Origin of the sequence: Shewanella sp. SM101, assembly GCF_025654465.1 — a bacterium.
GTDB lineage: Bacteria > Pseudomonadota > Gammaproteobacteria > Enterobacterales > Shewanellaceae > Shewanella > Shewanella oncorhynchi.
Genome location: NZ_JAKKRH010000027.1, coordinates 58,228 through 76,519 on the forward strand (window position 1 = coordinate 58,228; position 18,292 = coordinate 76,519).

11 protein-coding genes are annotated in these 18,292 nt (G+C 44.6%); 6 read left to right on the forward strand and 5 right to left on the reverse strand.

The annotated features are described in order from the left end of the window. Nucleotides 1-41: 41 nt before the first annotated feature. Together L5M38_RS15400 and ppsA are read right to left on the reverse strand one after the other, a co-directional pair. Nucleotides 42-3,083 carry an FAD-binding and (Fe-S)-binding domain-containing protein gene (locus L5M38_RS15400; RefSeq protein ID WP_263179585.1) on the reverse strand — a complete coding sequence of 1,014 codons (3,042 nt, stop codon included), beginning with the start codon at nt 3,081-3,083 and terminating at the stop codon, nt 42-44. A gap of 98 nt (nt 3,084-3,181) precedes the next feature. Continuing rightward, the gene (ppsA, locus tag L5M38_RS15405) at nt 3,182-5,551 is read right to left on the reverse strand and encodes a phosphoenolpyruvate synthase (RefSeq protein WP_028759726.1); all 2,370 of its coding nucleotides are present in this window, start codon (nt 5,549-5,551) and stop codon (nt 3,182-3,184) included. A gap of 124 nt (nt 5,552-5,675) precedes the next feature. Here ppsA and L5M38_RS15410 point away from each other — a divergent pair, with 124 nt between their 5' ends. The 4 genes from L5M38_RS15410 to L5M38_RS15425 all read left to right on the forward strand — a co-directional run bounded on the left by L5M38_RS15410 (nt 5,676) and on the right by L5M38_RS15425 (nt 9,263). Continuing rightward, a complete protein-coding gene (locus L5M38_RS15410; RefSeq protein ID WP_028759725.1) occupies nt 5,676-6,488 on the forward strand; it encodes a pyruvate, water dikinase regulatory protein in 813 nt (270 codons plus the stop codon). Nucleotides 6,489-6,670: 182 nt separating this feature from the next. After that, on the forward strand, nt 6,671-7,735 hold the full coding sequence (locus tag L5M38_RS15415) for a 3-deoxy-7-phosphoheptulonate synthase (protein ID WP_028759724.1): 1,065 nt from the start codon (nt 6,671-6,673) through the stop codon (nt 7,733-7,735). Between the two features lie 180 nt (nt 7,736-7,915). Continuing rightward, entirely contained in the window at nt 7,916-8,380 is a 465-nt protein-coding gene (locus tag L5M38_RS15420) for an acyl-CoA thioesterase (RefSeq protein WP_168825401.1), read from the forward strand. A gap of 220 nt (nt 8,381-8,600) precedes the next feature. Beyond that, complete coding sequence (locus L5M38_RS15425; protein ID WP_263148394.1) at nt 8,601-9,263, forward strand: response regulator transcription factor; 663 nt, start codon at nt 8,601-8,603, stop codon at nt 9,261-9,263. A gap of 65 nt (nt 9,264-9,328) precedes the next feature. On the opposite strand, the gene cysB is transcribed toward L5M38_RS15425, so the two are convergent. Continuing rightward, nucleotides 9,329-10,312 (reverse strand): HTH-type transcriptional regulator CysB, encoded by a 984-nt coding sequence (gene cysB / locus L5M38_RS15430; protein WP_028759721.1) that lies wholly within the window; start codon nt 10,310-10,312, stop codon nt 9,329-9,331. Nucleotides 10,313-10,540: 228 nt separating this feature from the next. Here cysB and zomB point away from each other — a divergent pair, with 228 nt between their 5' ends. Continuing rightward, on the forward strand, nt 10,541-11,320 hold the full coding sequence (gene zomB / locus L5M38_RS15435; protein WP_028759720.1) for a flagellar motor control protein ZomB: 780 nt from the start codon (nt 10,541-10,543) through the stop codon (nt 11,318-11,320). Between the two features lie 225 nt (nt 11,321-11,545). Here zomB and topA read toward each other — a convergent pair whose 3' ends face one another. Continuing rightward, nucleotides 11,546-14,188 carry a type I DNA topoisomerase gene (topA, locus tag L5M38_RS15440; protein WP_263179586.1) on the reverse strand — a complete coding sequence of 881 codons (2,643 nt, stop codon included), beginning with the start codon at nt 14,186-14,188 and terminating at the stop codon, nt 11,546-11,548. A 330-nt stretch (nt 14,189-14,518) separates the two neighbouring features. On the opposite strand from topA, the gene astB reads away from it, so the two are divergent. Continuing rightward, a complete protein-coding gene (gene astB / locus L5M38_RS15445; RefSeq protein ID WP_263179587.1) occupies nt 14,519-15,853 on the forward strand; it encodes an N-succinylarginine dihydrolase in 1,335 nt (444 codons plus the stop codon). A 70-nt stretch (nt 15,854-15,923) separates the two neighbouring features. Here astB and L5M38_RS15450 read toward each other — a convergent pair. Beyond that, on the reverse strand, nt 15,924-18,292 hold a 2,369-nt coding region (locus tag L5M38_RS15450; RefSeq protein ID WP_263179588.1), incomplete at its 5' end, for an Ig-like domain-containing protein.

The window sequence follows — 18,292 nt, forward strand, 5'->3', positions numbered from 1 at the left end:
ATTACGATCTGACTAGCGCAATCAAAACGGCATAAACACTATTAAATATTTGCTAACTCGAGTAAGGCCTCAAGTGGATGCTTTGGCTTGTATCCGGCAAAACGTTTTACCTGACTACGGCACGAATAGCCAGACACTAACACTTGCGGCTGCTCAATTTTCGCTAGCGTTTGCTGCCAAGACATATCAAACAAGGCCTTAGAGCGCTCGAGGTTTTCTGCCTCATGACCATAGGTTCCCGCCATACCACAACAACCTAAATTGACTGCGGTTAACTTAGCGCCAAAATGGGCAAAGATTTTAGTCCACTCATTGGCGGTATTTGGCTTGGCCGTCGATTCGGTACAATGACTAAACCAAGTATATTGCTTACCTTGCGCAGCTTTTGCAGGTAAATCTTTGATGACATTCAGTAGCCATTCGTTGGCTAACTTGACCTCAAAATTACCGCGATTAGCCCCTAAGACTTCACGGTATTCATCGCGATAACACAAGACTAAGGCAGGATCGATACCGACCATGGGCATGCCCAGTTTATGGACTTGGTTCAGAAAGTCCGCACTCGACTGCGCCGTTTTAGCAAACTTATCTAAAAATCCCTTGATATGTGTTGGCTTACCATTGGGTTTGTAGGGCAATAACACCGGCTTTAAGCCGAGTTTTTCTATCAATTGGATAAAGCGCAGCACAAGACCTGAGTCATAGAAACTGTTAAAAGGATCTTGTACCACCAACACAAACTGCGAGCGCTTCTCTTCAGGAATCGCTTGCAACGCAGCTAAGTCGTAACCACGGCTTGCATGACCATCGAGTCTTTGCTTCAAAGTCGGCACAGATAACGCAGGCGCATCCACATAACCAATCGCCTGTTTAATCACCCATTGGCTCAATGGATTTTGTGCGACAAAATTAGTGAGACGCGGTGCCGCAGCCATCAATGGTAAGCTATCTTCAATCCCTGCAACGAGATAGTCTTTCGCGGGTCTTAAATAGCGTTGATAGTAAATATTGAAGAACTGCGCCCTAAACTTAGGCACATCCACTTTGACCGGACATTGTCCAGAGCAGGCTTTACAGGCCAAACAGCCCTTGAGCGATTCCATCACCTCGTGGGAGTAATCATAATCACGTTTGGCATTGATGGTATTTTGAATACGCTGCAATATACCAAAAGGTTTCGCTTTTGCGAGGGCATTAACATCAACCCCTTCAGCCTCAAGCAGTCTTAGCCACTCCCTCATGAGCCCTGCACGCCCCTTAGGCGACTGCACTCTGTCACCCGTCACCTTAAACGATGGGCACATGGGCGAATAGCTACTGTAATTAAAACACAGGCCATTACCGTTACAATTCATCACATCGGGGAACGCATCACGCACATCAACGGGGATTTGTCGATCAAACTTACCGCGCTTAGCACTGTCAACATCGTAATAGAGGGCACCTGTATTTTTAGGCGCCACCAGCTTGCCGGGATTGAGTCGGTTATCGGGGTCAAACAAACCTTTAATATCTTGCAACACACCGAAAAGTTCATCACCAAAGACAGCTGGACCGTATTCACCGCGCACGCCTTTACCGTGCTCGCCCCACATTAAGCCGCCGTATTTAAGCGTCAGTGCCGCGACTTGATCAGAAATGACTCGTAGTAATTTTTCATCTTCAACATCGCACATATCGAGCGCGGGACGAACATGCAACACGCCCGCATCCACATGGCCGAACATACCGTATTGCAGATTATGCCCGTCGAGTAACGCGCGAAACTCCATAATGTAATCGGCGAGTTTTTCGGGCGGTACCGCAGTATCTTCAGCAAAGGCGATAGGCTTACGGCGACCTTTAGTGGCGCCGAGTAAGCCAACGGCTTTTTTACGCATGCCGTAAATTTTTTCGATACTCGGCTTATCTTGCGTCACTTGGTAACCCAATACACCGCACTCGCCTTTACTGATCTGCTCAGTTAACACAGCTTCCAAACTCGCGAGCTTTTGCTCAACCTCGACCGTGTCACCTGCAAATTCGACCATATTGAGGCCATCAATAACTTTACCAGGCACTTCTTGGATAAGATCAGCCACTGAATGCCAGACAATATCTTCACGGGCTAAGTTAAGCACTTTTGAATCGACGGTTTCAACCACAGTCGCCCGCGCGGCAACTAAGGATGGCGCATGACGCAATGCCGATTGGAACGAATCGTACTTAATGTTCACCATAGCGCGCTCAGTTGGCAGCGGGGTGAGATTAAGTTTGGCTTCGGTTATCACCGCAAGCGTGCCCTCTGAGCCCGTCAGAATTCGTGATAAATCGAATTGCGTCAGGTTGTCGTTCCACACATGTTTTAAGTCATAGCCAGTGAGGAAACGATTGAGCTTAGGAAATTGGTTTTCTATCTGAGTTCGCTTTTCGCGGCATACCGCCGCCACAGCAGAAATCAGTTTCTGCCCCAGCGGATTATCACTGACATTATCTGGGTTACACAGTAGTCCCGCATCTAGGGGATGCGTATCCAGCACACTGCCATCGATCAACACACTGCGCAGCGCCAGCACGTGATCTGACGTCTTACCATAGACCAGTGAGCCTGCACCCGAGGCATCGGTATTGATCATGCCACCAATAGTGGCGCGGTTTGAAGTGGATAAATCGGGACTAAAGAAGAATCCATGGGGACGCAATGCATCGTTAAGCGCATCTTTAATCACGCCAGCTTCGACTCGAACCCAACCTTGCTCAGCATTCACTTCGAGAACACGGTTCATGTAACGCGACACATCCAAAATCAAACCATGGGTCAGTGATTGTCCGTTGGTGCCCGTACCACCGCCCCGCGCACTGAAGGTCACGCTGCGAAATGCGTCCGTAGCTGCCAGTGTCAATGCAATTTGGATATCCTGCTGATTTTTAGGATATAACACAGCTTGAGGCAAAAATTGATATACAGAGTTGTCCGTTGCTTGCACTAAACGGGCGCTGTAACGTTTGTCTATATCACCGGAATACTCACTTTGCTCCAGTGCATCAAGGTATGCCAAATACACTGGCTCTAATGTTTGTTGATGTGATAGCAGGGGTAGCATAGATGGCTTCTGTCAATTATCGTTATGGCGCCATTATAAACAAAAAAAAGCCGCTAAAAAGCGGCTTTTTTAACAAGTTTATAAAATTACTATCTAGATCAACCGTGCGCTTCGGCTAAATACAACCAAGTATCAATCACAGTATCAGGGTTTAATGACACTGTATCTATGCCTTGTTCTACCAACCAAGCGGCAAAATCAGCGTGATCTGAAGGACCTTGACCACAAATACCTATGTAAGCGCCCTTCGCTTTAGCCGCTTTAATGGCTAATGAAAGTAGCATTTTAACCGCTTCATCACGCTCATCGAATAAATGGCTAATGATACCTGAGTCACGGTCAAGGCCAAGTGTCAGCTGAGTTAAATCGTTTGAGCCGATAGAGAAGCCATCGAAATGCTCAAGGAATTGGTCTGCTAACAGGGCGTTTGAAGGCACTTCACACATCATGATGACACGTAAACCGTCTTTACCGCGCTCTAAACCTTGCTCTTTGAGCAGGCCGACCACTTGCTCAGCTTCTTTCACTGTGCGAACGAATGGGATCATGACTTCAACGTTTTTCAGACCCATGTCATTACGAACGCGTTTGATCGCTTCACACTCAAGGGCAAAACAGTCACGGAAGGATTCAGAGATATAACGGCTCGCACCGCGGAAGCCCAGCATTGGGTTCTCTTCTTCCGGCTCGTATCTGTCACCACCAACCAAGTTTGCGTATTCGTTAGACTTAAAGTCTGACATACGTACGATCACTTTCTTTGGATAGAAAGCTGAACCGATAGTCGCAATACCTTCAACCAGACGGGCAATATAGAACTCAACAGGTGATTCATAACCAGCAATCATTTCGTTGATTTCAGTTTGCAACGCTGCATCCTGTTGATTGAATTCGAGCAGTGCCTTTGGATGGATGCCGATCATACGGTTGATGATGAATTCTAAACGCGCTAGACCCACACCTTCGTTTGGCAAACGAGCAAAATCAAATGCACGATCAGGGTTCCCCACGTTCATCATGATTTTCATTGGCAATGCAGGCAGAGAGTCAACACGGTTTGAAATCACTTCAAATTCTTGTTTACCTTCGTAGATAAAGCCAGTGTCACCTTCGGCGCAAGAAACAGTCACGATTTGACCATTCTTGATACGGTCAGTCACGTCACCACAACCCACCACCGCTGGTACACCTAATTCGCGGGCGATAATTGCCGCATGACAGGTACGACCGCCACGGTTTGTAACGATAGCACTTGCGCGCTTCATGATAGGTTCCCAATCTGGATCTGTCATGTCTGTCACTAACACATCACCAGGTTGGATTTGATCCATATCGGCGATTGACGTTAATACTTTGGCGACACCAGTACCCACTTTATGACCGATAGCGCGACCTTCACAGATCACAGCGCCACGGCTCTTTAAGTGATAACGCTCGATCAATTGCACATCTTCACGGCTACGAACCGTTTCTGGACGCGCTTGAACGATATACAATTTGCCATCGTTGCCGTCTTTTGCCCATTCGATGTCCATTGGACGACCGTAATGCTTTTCGATCACCATGGCTTGTTTGGCTAATTCTTCAACTTCAGCGTCATTGATAGAGAATTGACGACGTTTGTCAGCAGTCACATCTTCAATTTTGACTTGTTTGCCGTGAGCAGCATCATCTGAATACACCATTTGGATGAGCTTGCTACCGATATTACGGCGCACAACTGCCTTATGACCTAAGGCTAAAATAGGTTTATGAACATAAAATTCATCTGGGTTTACCGCGCCTTGAACAACCATTTCACCCAGACCAAAAGATGAAGTGATAAACACCACATCATTATTGCCAGATTCAGTGTCCATAGTGAACATCACACCTGAAGCCGCTTTGTCTGAACGAACCATGCGTTGCACGCCAGCAGACAAGGCAACACCGTGGTGTTCGTAACCTTGGTGAACACGGTAAGAAATCGCGCGGTCGTTAAAGAGTGAAGCGTAAACGTGCTTGATAGCCGTTAGTACAGATTCAAAACCTTTAACGTTTAGGAAAGTTTCTTGCTGACCCGCAAAAGACGCATCTGGCATATCTTCAGCTGTTGCAGAAGAACGTACCGCGAATGACGCTTCGCTAGTTTCAGCGGCAAGTTTATCGTAAGCTTCACGAATGGCTTGCTCTAATGCTGGTTGAAATGGGGTGTCGATAACCCACTGCCTGATCTGTGCACCTACTTTAGCCAGCGCATTGACATCATCTACATCCAGTGTGGCTAGAATGTCATAAATCTTCTGGTTAACTCCGCTTTGTTCAAGGAACTCGTTGAACGCATGGGAAGTTGTCGCAAATCCGCCAGGTACTTGAACACCGGCATTGGCCAGATTGCTGATCATCTCGCCTAGAGAAGCATTTTTACCGCCAACTAAGTTGACGTCACCCATGCCTAATTCTTGATACCAGAGTACGTATTGCTGCACAGTTCTATCTCCGCAAGTTTATTTCAGTGGCCCCTTCACACGAGGGCAGCGGCATTTTACACTCCTGTCGAACACGCGTAAATCTATAATTTTATTTGTAATTTTATTACTACAAGAGGTCAGTATGGCACCAAAAGTATTCTATATCTCCGACGGGACAGCGATCACAGCTGAAGTTTTTGGTCATGCGGTTCTCTCGCAATTTCCATTAGAATTTGAGTCACTTACAATTCCATTCGTCGAAACTTTGACGAAAGCGGAGCAAGTTAAGCGACAAATTAATGATTGTTTTATTACAACAGGTGAGCGGCCGTTAGTATTCCATTCCATCGTAAAAGCCGAGATCCGCGACATCATCTACTCGAGTGAAGGGGTTGATTATGATTTTTTGAATACTTTTGTGGCCCCACTCGAACAACATTTAGGTGTTTCTGCCTCTCCAGTTGTACATAGAACCCATGGAAAAGCGAATCACGGCTATGAAGCGCGTATTGATGCCATTAATTTCGCCATGGATAACGATGATGGCCAGACCATGAAACATATGGATCAAGCCGATCTGGTTTTACTTGGGGTCTCTCGCTGTGGCAAAACGCCATCGAGCCTGTATTTATCAATGCAGTTCGGTATAAAAGCGGCAAACTACCCTTTCACCGAAGATGATATGGATAACCTTAAGTTACCTGAAGCGCTGAAACGCAATAAGAAAAAACTGTTTGGTTTAACGATTGATCCCGTGCGTTTACATGAAATCCGTCAGAGTCGAATGGAGAATAGCCGCTATTCATCGCTCAAACAGTGCCGCTTAGAAGTCAAAGAAGTGGAAATGCTGTTTAAACGCGAACGCATTCCTTACATAGACACCACTAATCATTCCGTGGAAGAAATTGCCACTAAAATATTAGATGTCACGGGCCTAGAACGGCATATGTTCTAAGCCTAATAAGCCAAAATCAGCAAAAGAAACCGAGTGAATTTAGTCTAAAAGAAACTAACTTAAATCAAATTCATTGCACAGTTGCCGACAATTAACGCAATTGGCACTGTGCAACTCGGTTCGATTCGTTATAATCCGAGGCAATCTGGCGAAAAGCGCCGCACGCAAGCTCGGTATTTTGAATGACCATAAAAACAGACGAACTACGCACTTCCTTATTAGCAAAAGTCATCTCACCTGCGCAACTGGCATCTGAGTTCCCATTAACTCAAGATGCAGCCGATTATCTGGTTCAGCAACGTCGTGAAGTCGAAGCCATCATTATGGGTGAAGACCAACGTCTATTAGTGATCATAGGCCCATGTTCAATCCACGATACTAAAGCGGCATTAGATTATGCTCAACGCTTAGCCGCGTTACACCAGGAATTGAAAGATGACTTGTGTATCTTAATGCGCGTCTATTTTGAAAAACCCCGCACAATTGTCGGTTGGAAAGGATTAATTTCAGATCCCGATCTCGATGGCAGTTTCGAACCAAACAAAGGTTTACGCATTGCCCGCGAGTTGCTGCAACAAATCACTGAATTAAAATTGCCTATCGCCACCGAATTTTTAGATATGGTGAACGGTCAGTACATAGCGGATCTCATTACTTGGGGTGCGATTGGTGCGCGTACTACGGAAAGCCAAGTCCACCGTGAAATGGCTTCAGCACTGTCCTGCCCGGTTGGTTTTAAAAATGGTACTGATGGGAACATCAATATTGCCGTTGATGCAGTGCGTGCCGCACAAGTGCCACATGTTTTCTATTCACCAGATAAAGATGGCGCTATGGCGGTCTATCGCACCCACGGTAACCCGTTTGGCCATATCATCCTACGTGGTGGTAAAAAACCTAATTATCACGCACAAGATATCGAAGAAGCGCGTCAACAGCTTGCATCTGTTGGGGTAACTCAACGTATGGTTATCGATTTCAGCCACGGAAACAGTGAGAAGAACCATCTCAAACAACTGATGGTCGCCGATGAAATTATGACTCAAATGCGTGCTGGCAGCACTGCCATCGCAGGTATAATGGCTGAAAGCTTCTTACAAGAAGGTAATCAAAAAGTCGTTGAAGGCCAGCCACTCTGTTATGGCCAAAGTATCACAGACGCCTGCTTACATTGGGACGACTCTGAAATTCTGCTACGTAAGCTCGCAGCGGCTTCCCGCGAAAGAAAAGCACTGTTAACCAAATAAATCTGAAGTAAAATAAATCGTCCAATAAAAAACCGATCTCATTTCGGTTTTTTTATTGGAAGCATGACATTATCCTCAGTCATATGCCTACTGCACCTTAAAGCCTGTAGTTTTCTATCTTTAACCACCATAAATCTTTATAATTCGAGCTTATTTTGCTGCATTACCTTAGGTTGCTGTATGTCGCTTACCCCCATGTCCACAAACACCGAAAATACCTCACGAATCGAAGCCGCTGAAACACCCTTTCCTGACGCGATTCAAACTCGAATTGATTCCTCAGAAGCGCGCGTGATTAAAGCAGTATTCCCCTCAATCACCAACCATCACAATACGTTATTTGGTGGCGAAGCTTTAGCGTGGATGGATGAAACAGCCTTTATTGCGGCAACTCGTTTCTGCCGTAAAACCTTAGTCACAGTGAGTTCCGATAGAATTGATTTTAAAAAGCCTATCCCAGCTGGCACACTAGCCGAACTCATCGCTCGTGTGATCCATGTAGGTAATACGTCATTAAAAGTTGAAGTCAACATCTATGTCGAAGACATGTATCAAGACCATCGAGAGCATGCCATACGTGGTGTGTTCACCTTTGTTGCGGTTGACGAACAACGAAATCCTACAAAAGTGTGGACATATGGGTAGTTTTTAGACGATTTTAAAGTATAGGTTAGCCCGTACTTTCGGGCTTTTAATTGAAACTATACTGTCCATCTTTTTCCCTGTAAAACACCGACCAAAGTCTAACAACCAGAAACATATCAAAATTTTGTCCTTATTCCTGAATAAAGCAATAGGATCCTTGATTACTTTTCTGTTACATTGAGTTCAATCTTCACGCGCACCGAACATAATCATAAAAGCCATGAAGCTAGAAAACTTAAATATTATTATCGCAGACGATCATCCATTGTTCAGAAATGCACTACGTCAAGCGCTGACCAGCGCTTTCGAGCATGCACAGTGGTTTGAAGCCGACAGTGCTGACGCACTGCAATCTGTATTGGATGTTCGAAGCATCGATTACGATCTTGTACTGTTAGATCTGCAGATGCCGGGGTCCCACGGCTACTCCACACTTATCCACCTACGCTCACATTATCCTGAGTTACCCGTTGTGGTGATTTCAGCCCACGAGGATATCAATACCATTAGCCGTGCGATTCATTATGGCAGCAGTGGTTTTATCCCTAAATCAGCTTCAATGGAAACCCTAAAAGAGGCGCTAAGTGCGGTGTTATTCGGTGATATTTGGTTGCCTAAAGGCACTGAGATTATTGCTATCAATGACGATGCCATTGATAAAATGGCCAGCAAGTTATCCGATCTCACTCCGCAACAATATAAAGTGTTGCAGATGTTTGCCGAAGGTTTATTAAATAAACAAATAGCCTACGATCTTGGCGTGTCAGAAGCGACCATCAAGGCGCACGCTACCGCCATATTTAGAAAACTTGGCGTTCGCAACCGCACTCAAGCAGTTATTGCCCTTGCGCAACTCGAGATGGATAAAGTCGATTTATCTTAATCGCTAAACCCATAAAAAATGCCGCTTTTATTAGCGGCATTTTTATGTCAGTAAATCATCGCCAATTAACGCATTGGCAGATTTTTATCGGCAAACATTTCATCTATGAGCTGTTGATCCCGTAATGCTACGGCTTTCTCCACCACATCACGGGTTAAATGCGGCGCAAAGTGCTGAATAAAATCATACATATAACTGCGCAAGAAACTGCCCTTCCTAAAACCAATTTTAGTCGTACTGTGGGCAAACAAATGACCGGCATCAATAGCAACTAAATCTTTATCAACATTTGGATCAATGGCCATAGACGCGATGACCCCCACGCCTAATCCTAAACGAACATAGGTTTTAAGCACGTCGGCACTGGTCGCACTAAAGACAACACGCGGCTCTAAATTGGCCCGATTGAACGCTTTCTCAATTTCAGAAGCACGGTCAAAACCAAAGACATAGGTCACTAAGGGGAAACGGGCTAAATCTTCGATACTAATCAAGCTGCCTTGATTGCGGGTCGCAAGAGGATGGTCTTTGGGCACAACGATAGAGCGGTTCCAGTGGTAACAAGGCAACATTATCAGATCTGAATATAAATGCATTGCTTCGGTCGCAATGGCAAAATCTGCATCACCGCGAGCCGCCTGTTCGCTGATCTGCGACGGTGTCCCTTGGTGCATATGCAAGTTCACTTTAGGATAGCGATCAATAAACTGACGAATTATCGTCGGTAATGCATAGCGTGCCTGAGTATCTGTTGTGGAAATATTTAACTCACCTTGATCTGGCTTAGTATATTCTTCAGACACTTTTTTGATACTTTCAACTTTACCTAAAATATCATTGGCAATGCTGATCACTTGCAAACCCGCAGGTGTGACATGGGTTAAATGCTTACCGCTACGACCAAATATTTGGATCCCCAACTCATCTTCAAGCATACGAACTTGTTTACTGATCCCAGGTTGAGAGGTATACAAGTTTTCAGCTGTCGCCGATACATTGAGGTTATGTTTTACGACCTCAGCAATATACCTGAGTTGTTGCAGTTTCATCTTATTTCCTTGTCTCAAACACGCAAAATGCCATTAACAACTGAGCCCTCAAAGCACTCTCAGCTATAATCAATCGTTATAGTATATAGTAAAAATTAAAGCAAATAGGAATATAGAGCACAAGTCTACAGATTCATACGACAGAAATGATAACCTAGGCTAAGATAACTATGCTAGTTTATTGATTTATTGTAGCATTAGCTCAATTGGATAAATAATGGAACATCTATGTCATTCACCTTGGTTCTGATCCTCATCGGTGCGCTTTTACTGCTTGTTATCGGAATTAACGTATTACAGCAACAAAAAGAACGTGTAGAGGCTGAGCGTCGCATTGAATTTGCCCGTCAAAGAGCAATTATCGATGAAACTGAAACTGTGTTATCAAACACCGGAATGATGCCTTGTAGCACGAATATAGTGTTGGTTTTGTACCGGCGTGTACAAGATGCCTTGCAGTCTGCAACAGCGATCAGTAATGGCCAACAACAGTCAGACTACCAACGCCGCCTAGCCGATATCAATAATCAAATAACAAGCTTACAGTCTGGCCAGCCTCAAACTCCTCCAATTGAGAATTTCAGACTACCCGATAATGACAAACAAATTTTAGCGCTTGTTCAAACCTTAAAAAAATTAAAGGCGATACTCAGAGCCGAGCATAATAAAGGTAAAGTCGATCCGAGCATTTTTGCTCAAGAAGAAAGCCGCATCGACAGTTTACAGCTCAGAATTAATGTCGATTCTATGCTTTCTCGTGCCCGCGCGGCCAGCTTTATGAAGCAATATGGTTCATCAAAACAAATGGTGACTAAAGCACTATCGACATTGCACGCTATTAAGGCACAAACGCCTAATGACCCTTTCATTGGTCGTAAAGTGGATGAGGCTAAACAATTGCTTGATGAGATTATGGGCGCACAGAAACAATCTGAACCCAGTGCTCCTAGACCTAAAAATGAAGAAGATGATATCGATATGCTGTTTCAACCTAAAAAGAAATGGTGATCAGTCTCTATTTGCTTACCGTTAAGTTGAATTAGCGACACATTTGCCACCATTCTATCGCGTCATTGTGAGTCAGTTTGTATCTGCAGGTGTAAAGTACTCAACATGTTTGAATTATTATCTATAGCAACAAATTGATATCGAAAAAATGCAAACAAAAAGCCAAGTCATCATTGACTTGGCTTTTTTGTTATTCTCTTGTCGTTAAGCTAGCTTAATCCACCGCTATGCGCTTTTCTTGGTTTTCTTGGTAGTCTCACTCACCCACTTCCCATTGACGTAATGCGCAGACCAACCCGTGGCTTTGCCATCGACTTCAGTCGCAACGTATTGCTCTTTCGTCTTACGGCTAAACTTCACCGCAGCCTTATTGCCTTCATCATCAGTGACTGGCGCATCCGCTAAATACTGATACTTAGGCCATAGCAGCTCACGGTATTGAACCAGTTCCTCAACCAGAGGCGCACGGGTTTCACGTGATTTAGGGAAAGTACTGGCCGCTAAGAAAATACCCGCCGCACCATCACGTAATACGAAATGGGCATCCGATTTACTGCATTTCAGTTCGGGTAAATAAATAGGATCTTCTTTTGGCGGCGCCGCCTCACCATTTTTCAGTAATTTACGGGTATTCTTACACTCTTCATTGGTACAGCCAAAGTACTTACCAAAACGACCATTTTTCAGTTCCATATCGTGACCACAGCGATCACACTCAATCAGTGGACCTTCATAGCCTTTGATCTTGAATTGGCCTTCTTCGACTTCATAGCCTTCACAGATTGGATTGTTACCGCAGACGTGTAACTTACGCTTCTCATCGATCAGGTAACTGTCCATTGCCGTGCCACAAATACTACAACGGTGCTTCGCACGCAGTGCATCTGTTTCGGCATCTTCACTGTTTTCGCTAATCGCCTCAACGCCAGGCGTGAGGTTCATCGTCGTCTTACAGCGTTCTTTAGGGGGCAATTCATAACCAGAGCAACCAAGGAAAACACCTGTCGTTCCAGTGCGGATCCCCATAGGACGACCACAAGTTGGGCACTTGATATCGGTCATCACCATTTGGTTAAGACGCATGCCACCTTCTTCGGGATCCAGCTCAGCTTTTTCTAATTGCTTAGTAAAGTCAGCATAGAAACCATCGAGCACTTTTTTCCAGTCTAACTCGCCCCGAGCCACATCATCTAATGTTTGCTCCATGCTGGCGGTAAAGTCATAGCTCATCAAATCAGCAAAACTGCTCACCAATCGTTCGCTGACAATTTCACCCATTTTTTCGGCATAGAAACGACGATTTTCTACTTTTACATAACCACGATCCTGAATCGTTGAAATGATGGTTGCGTAGGTTGATGGGCGGCCAATGCCGCGTTTTTCTAATTCTTTTACTAAAGAAGCTTCGCTGTATCGTGCTGGCGGCTTAGTAAAATGTTGTTTAGGCTGCAATTCTTTTAATGCTAATACATCGCCTTGTGCCACAAATGGCAACGTATTGTCTTCTTCGTTTTTCTTCTTGAGTGCTGTTTGCACGCGAGTCCAACCATCAAAACGTAAGGTACGTCCCGTGGCTTTGAGCTCATAATCACCCGCTTTTACGGTCAACTTAGTGGCATCATATTGTGCAGGTGTCATTTGACATGAGACAAACTGGCGCCAAATAAGCTCATATAAGCGCTGAGCGTCACGTTCCATGTCAGATAAGGTCGCTGCTTGCACTTGAACGTTCGATGGACGAATCGCTTCGTGAGCCTCTTGTGCGCCTTCTTTCGATCCGTATCGAATCGGTTCGGCGGGTAGATACTTATCACCAAATTCTTTGGCAATCATATCGCGCAAGTTTTCAACGGCTTCTTGACTCAAATTGGTCGAGTCGGTACGCATATAAGTGATATGACCAGCTTCGTAAAGTCGCTGCGCCATCATCATGGTCTTCTTCACACCAAAACCTAAGCGTGTACTCGCGGCCTGTTGCAGTGTCGACGTAATAAAGGGAGCCGATGGTTTACTTTGAGTCGCTTTATCTTCGCGGGCCAGCACAGTAAAACTTGCCGCAGATAACGCTTGAACCGCAGCCATCGCTTGCTGTTCATTGATAGGATTAAAGGCAGCATCTAGATGCTTAACCACTTCCATCCGCAAAGCTTCCTGAGCGGGCGTATTGAGCTCTGCGTGTACATCCCAAAATTCTTCAGGCACAAAAGCTTTGATTTCGCTTTCGCGTTCAACCACTAAACGCACGGCAACCGACTGCACTCGCCCAGCGGATAAACCGCGAGCAACTTTTTTCCACAGCAGCGGCGACACCATAAAACCGACAACTCTATCTAAGAAGCGGCGGGCTTGTTGGGCATTCACCATGTTAGTGTCGAGTGTCGACGGTTTACTAAAAGCATCTTGAATCGCAGACTTAGTAATTTCGTTGAAAACAACACGTTGATACCGTGAAGGATCACCACCAATCACCTCTTGCAAATGCCAGGCGATAGCTTCTCCCTCACGGTCTAAGTCGGTTGCGAGATAGATTTGGTCAGCAGAATCGGCAAGTGCCTGTAACTCTTTAACGACTTTTTCTTTACCAGGCAAAATTTGGTACTTAGCCGCCCAGCCCTTTTCAGGGTTTACGCCCATACGAGACACTAGCGCTTGCTGATCTTTCACCTTTTTATATTGAGCTTTTTCTTCTGGCGACATCTTCTTAACTTCGGCAGCGGATTTAACCTTTTCATTGCCTTCTGAAGTCGATGATGTCGGCAGATCACGGATGTGACCTACGCTCGATTTAACGATGAATTCTTTGCCAAGATATTTATTAATAGTCTTAGCTTTGGCCGGTGATTCGACAATAACTAGCGATTTACCCATAGTTTAATTTGCGCCAAAAAATCTCAAGAAGGTGGAAATTGGCACCATATATAGAGGGTTGTACTGATAGTTTCAAGTTAATCCCTCTTTTATATGTACCAGCGAGTCACTTTTTAATAAAAGTTGAAAAAATGTAAAAATATAATATGCGTAATTAAAAACTAATATTTCATTATTTGCCAGCAAGCAAGAAATAGTTATGCATTTATCGTGAAAAAGTCGCTTTGAGCACAAAACCGTCCGCTTGTGCACTCGAAAAGCTTCAGTATACTGGGTTCCCTCAGGGACCATATGAACAAATAATAACTTTCCCTATCACAAGGATAAGCAATGAAGCACTTTGAAGCGAATTTTGATGGACTCGTTGGACCAACACACAATTACGCAGGGTTGTCTTTTGGCAATGTCGCCTCACTTAGCAATGCCGCCTTAGTTTCCAACCCCAAAGCTGCTGCAAAACAAGGACTCCAAAAAGCCAAAGCACTAGCCGATATGGGCATGGTTCAAGGAATATTAGCTCCTCAAGAGCGCCCAGACCTCTATACATTGCGCCGAATTGGATTTTCTGGCTCTGATGCTAATGTATTAAAGCAAGCGGCAAAAGAAGCGCCCATATTACTTAATGCCTGTTGCAGTGCTTCCAGTATGTGGACAGCCAATGCCGCTACCGTCTCACCAAGTGCTGATACACGTGACGGCAAACTGCATTTTACCCCAGCAAATTTAGTCGATAAACTTCATCGCAGCATCGAGCCTTTGACAACGGGGCACATATTAACAGCAACTTTCAGTGATCCCCACTATTTTCATCACCATAGTCACTTACCTGAGCATAATAGCTTCGGTGATGAAGGTGCCGCAAACCACACTCGTCTCTGCAATGAATACGGCCATGCTGGTGTTGAGCTGTTTGTTTATGGACAAGAAGCCACCAATCCCAACGCACCTAAACCACAAAAATATCCAGCAAGACAAACCTTAGAAGCGTCGATGGCAGTCGCACGCTTACATCAGCTGGAAGACGATAATTGTGTCTTCATCCAACAGAATCCTGATGTGATTGATCAAGGTGTATTCCATAACGATGTTATCTCAGTAGGTAATCAAAATGTCCTGTTCTACCACGAACAAGCCTTCTTAAATACCCAGAATAAGATCGATGAAATTAAACGTAAACTCGACACTGAGCTGTATTTCATTGAAGTGCCAACTGCGAAAGTAGCAATTAACGACGCAGTCAAAAGCTATTTATTCAATACTCAAATTATTACGTTGCCATCCGGTGAAATGGCGATTATTGCCCCAACAGATTGCCAAGAAAATCCCGCGGTATTTGCCTATTTGAACGAATTACTCACATTAAACACGCCGATTAAGCAAGTGCTTTATTTCGACGTAAAACAAAGCATGCAAAACGGTGGCGGCCCTGCCTGTCTTCGTTTACGTGTCGCCATGAATGAAGTGGAAGTCGCAGCGGTAAATCAACACACTCTGATGAATGATGCTTTATTTACTCGTTTAAACCTTTGGGTAGACAAACATTACCGTGACAGATTAACCACCCAAGATCTTGCAGACCCTCAGCTAATCATCGAATCTCGAACAGCTCTAGATGAACTGACACAGATCATGAAACTAGGTAGCGTGTATCAGTTCCAGCGTTAATTAGGCAGATATTTCGCTTTTATATAAAACAAGGTGCCGTTGGCACCTTGTTTTACAAACTAACGAAAGACTAATTCACGACAATTGGAATATTTAAAACTTCGGTTGTCGTTCCAGCGATATCCCCATTATCACCTTTTATACCTGGTGTAGTAACGGTGACAATTAAATTCCCAGAATCAGGTTCATCACCACCTTTTAAACTAACGTCAACTTCACGACCACCATTATAATTTGTACTTGGCCAAATAATACTTGTTGAGCTAGTTACTGTAGCCCCTGACGCTTTAACATTAATAACGGAGCCTGCTGGCATTTGCTGATTATTGATATCTGAAATAGTAAAAGCTACAAAAGCTGTCCCTTTAATTCCTATATCAATCTGTTGATTGCCGGCGGCTTTATCTTGTATCAGAACATTTTCTATACGGGTTGCTATCGCAACACTCCCCGACATTACTAACACTAATGAACGGCGAACAGAAATTGATGCTTGAGGACTACATTTGACTAATGAGGCAGCTGAGTCATCACATAGAACACCACTGTACTCACCATCCGCTACATTAAAGACTCCTTGTCCAGTTGGACTTACCGGATCAATGAAATCAATGAAAGTTTCTCGATCACCTGATGCATCTGTTGAACCATTCTTTGGATAAGCAGGCGTGTATAAACCATCCTCATTGTGATCAACAAATGCCTCAGTAAGATCATAACATTCACCACTATTATCGCGGCCACAATTGGGCGGCAAACCAGCGAATAAACTAAATTCAGCATCTGTGTCGAGAATGTTATTGCTGTTTAAGTCCGCAAATGACTCTTCACCAATCGCGGTTGCAGTAATAGTCACCCGACCACCATAGGGCTGGCCAAAATGGTTGCCGAAATATTTACCACCATCAAAATTAGTTTCTTCCTTCAACACTGCATTAGGATCATTAATTTGTGCACCACTTGCGTCATACAAAGGTCCATTACCATCGACTCCTACAGGGCGAGGATTCTGACTGGTCCAAACCACTGAGCATACACCTTTTGAAGTTCGACAAGAACTGTCAATCGAACCACCTTCAGCGGTAAACACCACAGCAGTACCATCAGGCACAGGGTTGTTAAAGGCATCGGCTAAACGGGCGGTAATAGTGACTTGAGCACCATCATGCTCCCAACCTTCTATGTTAAGTTCTGAAGCAGATAAAGAGAAACTATCTTGATCAGGTTTACCGGTAGAAACCACAAGCACATTGGATTGACTAGAGATTAATGGGATTGTACCGTCAATACTCGCGGTAACTCTTACTGTGGCGGCAACGGTGCCAGAGTTAACCACTGTTTGCACATACCCCTCGTTATTTGACTTAGCCGAGTTTGGAATTAACCCCAAACCTGCCGACAGATTATTCAATTTAAAACTGACATCTCGGTTAGCTACAGGATTACCATTGGTATCTAACACTTTAAAGCGTAACGTTGAGGACTCACTACCACCTGTACCTTTTATACCAATGTTTTCTGGCCTGGCATCAACAAACACTATGCTGCCCGCGCTAGCTGGTAACACATTGATAGATGCTGTTGCAGAAAGAGTCAAACCACCTGTATTAGCAGACACATTTATTGTGTCATCCCCCTCACATCCTTTGGCTAAATAACGAGATTCAGCAACACCATTAATAGTGGTTACAGGTGAGCTTAGGTCAGCTTTGGCAGGTGTTTGACTAGTACATGTTGATTTAAAGGTAACTGCAACTGGTTGAGTGTATAAATTGCCAAGATTATCCCTAATAGCGACGCTGACGGAAGCTGTACCACCGGCAGAAATTTGCGTTGTGCTAACGCTAGCAACTCCATCTATAAACGGATCACCACTGCCCATATTAAGGTCAGTCGCACCAACGACAACAATAGCTTCACCAACATCACCATCAGCAAGTGATGCTGTCGCTAATCCTGCACCCAACTTATCTGTCGCAAAAATATCAACAACAGCAACCCATTCATTATTAATGAGCTTTGTGACTGCGGTAACCACGGGTAAATCACCAATAGGCGATGCAAATGTAACAATCACTGGTTTAGTTAACCCAATAACTGTAGCCCTAAGCTTGCCGGAGAAAGCTGTAGAGATAGTCTCTGCTGGATTACCATTCTTGTCCGTCAGTTGTAAGGTCACTTTAGAAGACCCGCCATCGCCTGCCATGGTGACGCCCAATGAAGCTTGCGCGACATCCACACCTACTATGTCAGCATACACAAAACCCGCACCTGGAATATTCAAGGTCTTCAGCTTAATGCTTGCCTTACCATTAGCGTCAGTCAGCACAGAGCCAATTTCTGGGTCAAATAACCCTAACGCCGCATTACTTAAACTAAATTGCACCAACTTGTTGGCTAAGGCACTGCCATCAGCTGCCAGTAACGTTGCCGTCACGG

What these genes read in the sequence shown, in the direction of transcription:
- L5M38_RS15400 (WP_263179585.1), bottom strand. Translation starts at nt 3,083, where the DNA reads ATGCTACCCCTGCTATCACATCAACAAACATTAGAGCCAGTGTATTTG.
- L5M38_RS15410 (WP_028759725.1), top strand. Translation starts at nt 5,676, where the DNA reads ATGGCACCAAAAGTATTCTATATCTCCGACGGGACAGCGATCACAGCT.
- L5M38_RS15415 (WP_028759724.1), top strand. Translation starts at nt 6,671, where the DNA reads ATGACCATAAAAACAGACGAACTACGCACTTCCTTATTAGCAAAAGTC.
- L5M38_RS15420 (WP_168825401.1), top strand. Translation starts at nt 7,916, where the DNA reads ATGTCGCTTACCCCCATGTCCACAAACACCGAAAATACCTCACGAATC.
- L5M38_RS15425 (WP_263148394.1), top strand. Translation starts at nt 8,601, where the DNA reads ATGAAGCTAGAAAACTTAAATATTATTATCGCAGACGATCATCCATTG.
- cysB (WP_028759721.1), bottom strand. Translation starts at nt 10,312, where the DNA reads ATGAAACTGCAACAACTCAGGTATATTGCTGAGGTCGTAAAACATAAC.
- zomB (WP_028759720.1), top strand. Translation starts at nt 10,541, where the DNA reads ATGTCATTCACCTTGGTTCTGATCCTCATCGGTGCGCTTTTACTGCTT.
- topA (WP_263179586.1), bottom strand. Translation starts at nt 14,188, where the DNA reads ATGGGTAAATCGCTAGTTATTGTCGAATCACCGGCCAAAGCTAAGACT.
- astB (WP_263179587.1), top strand. Translation starts at nt 14,519, where the DNA reads ATGAAGCACTTTGAAGCGAATTTTGATGGACTCGTTGGACCAACACAC.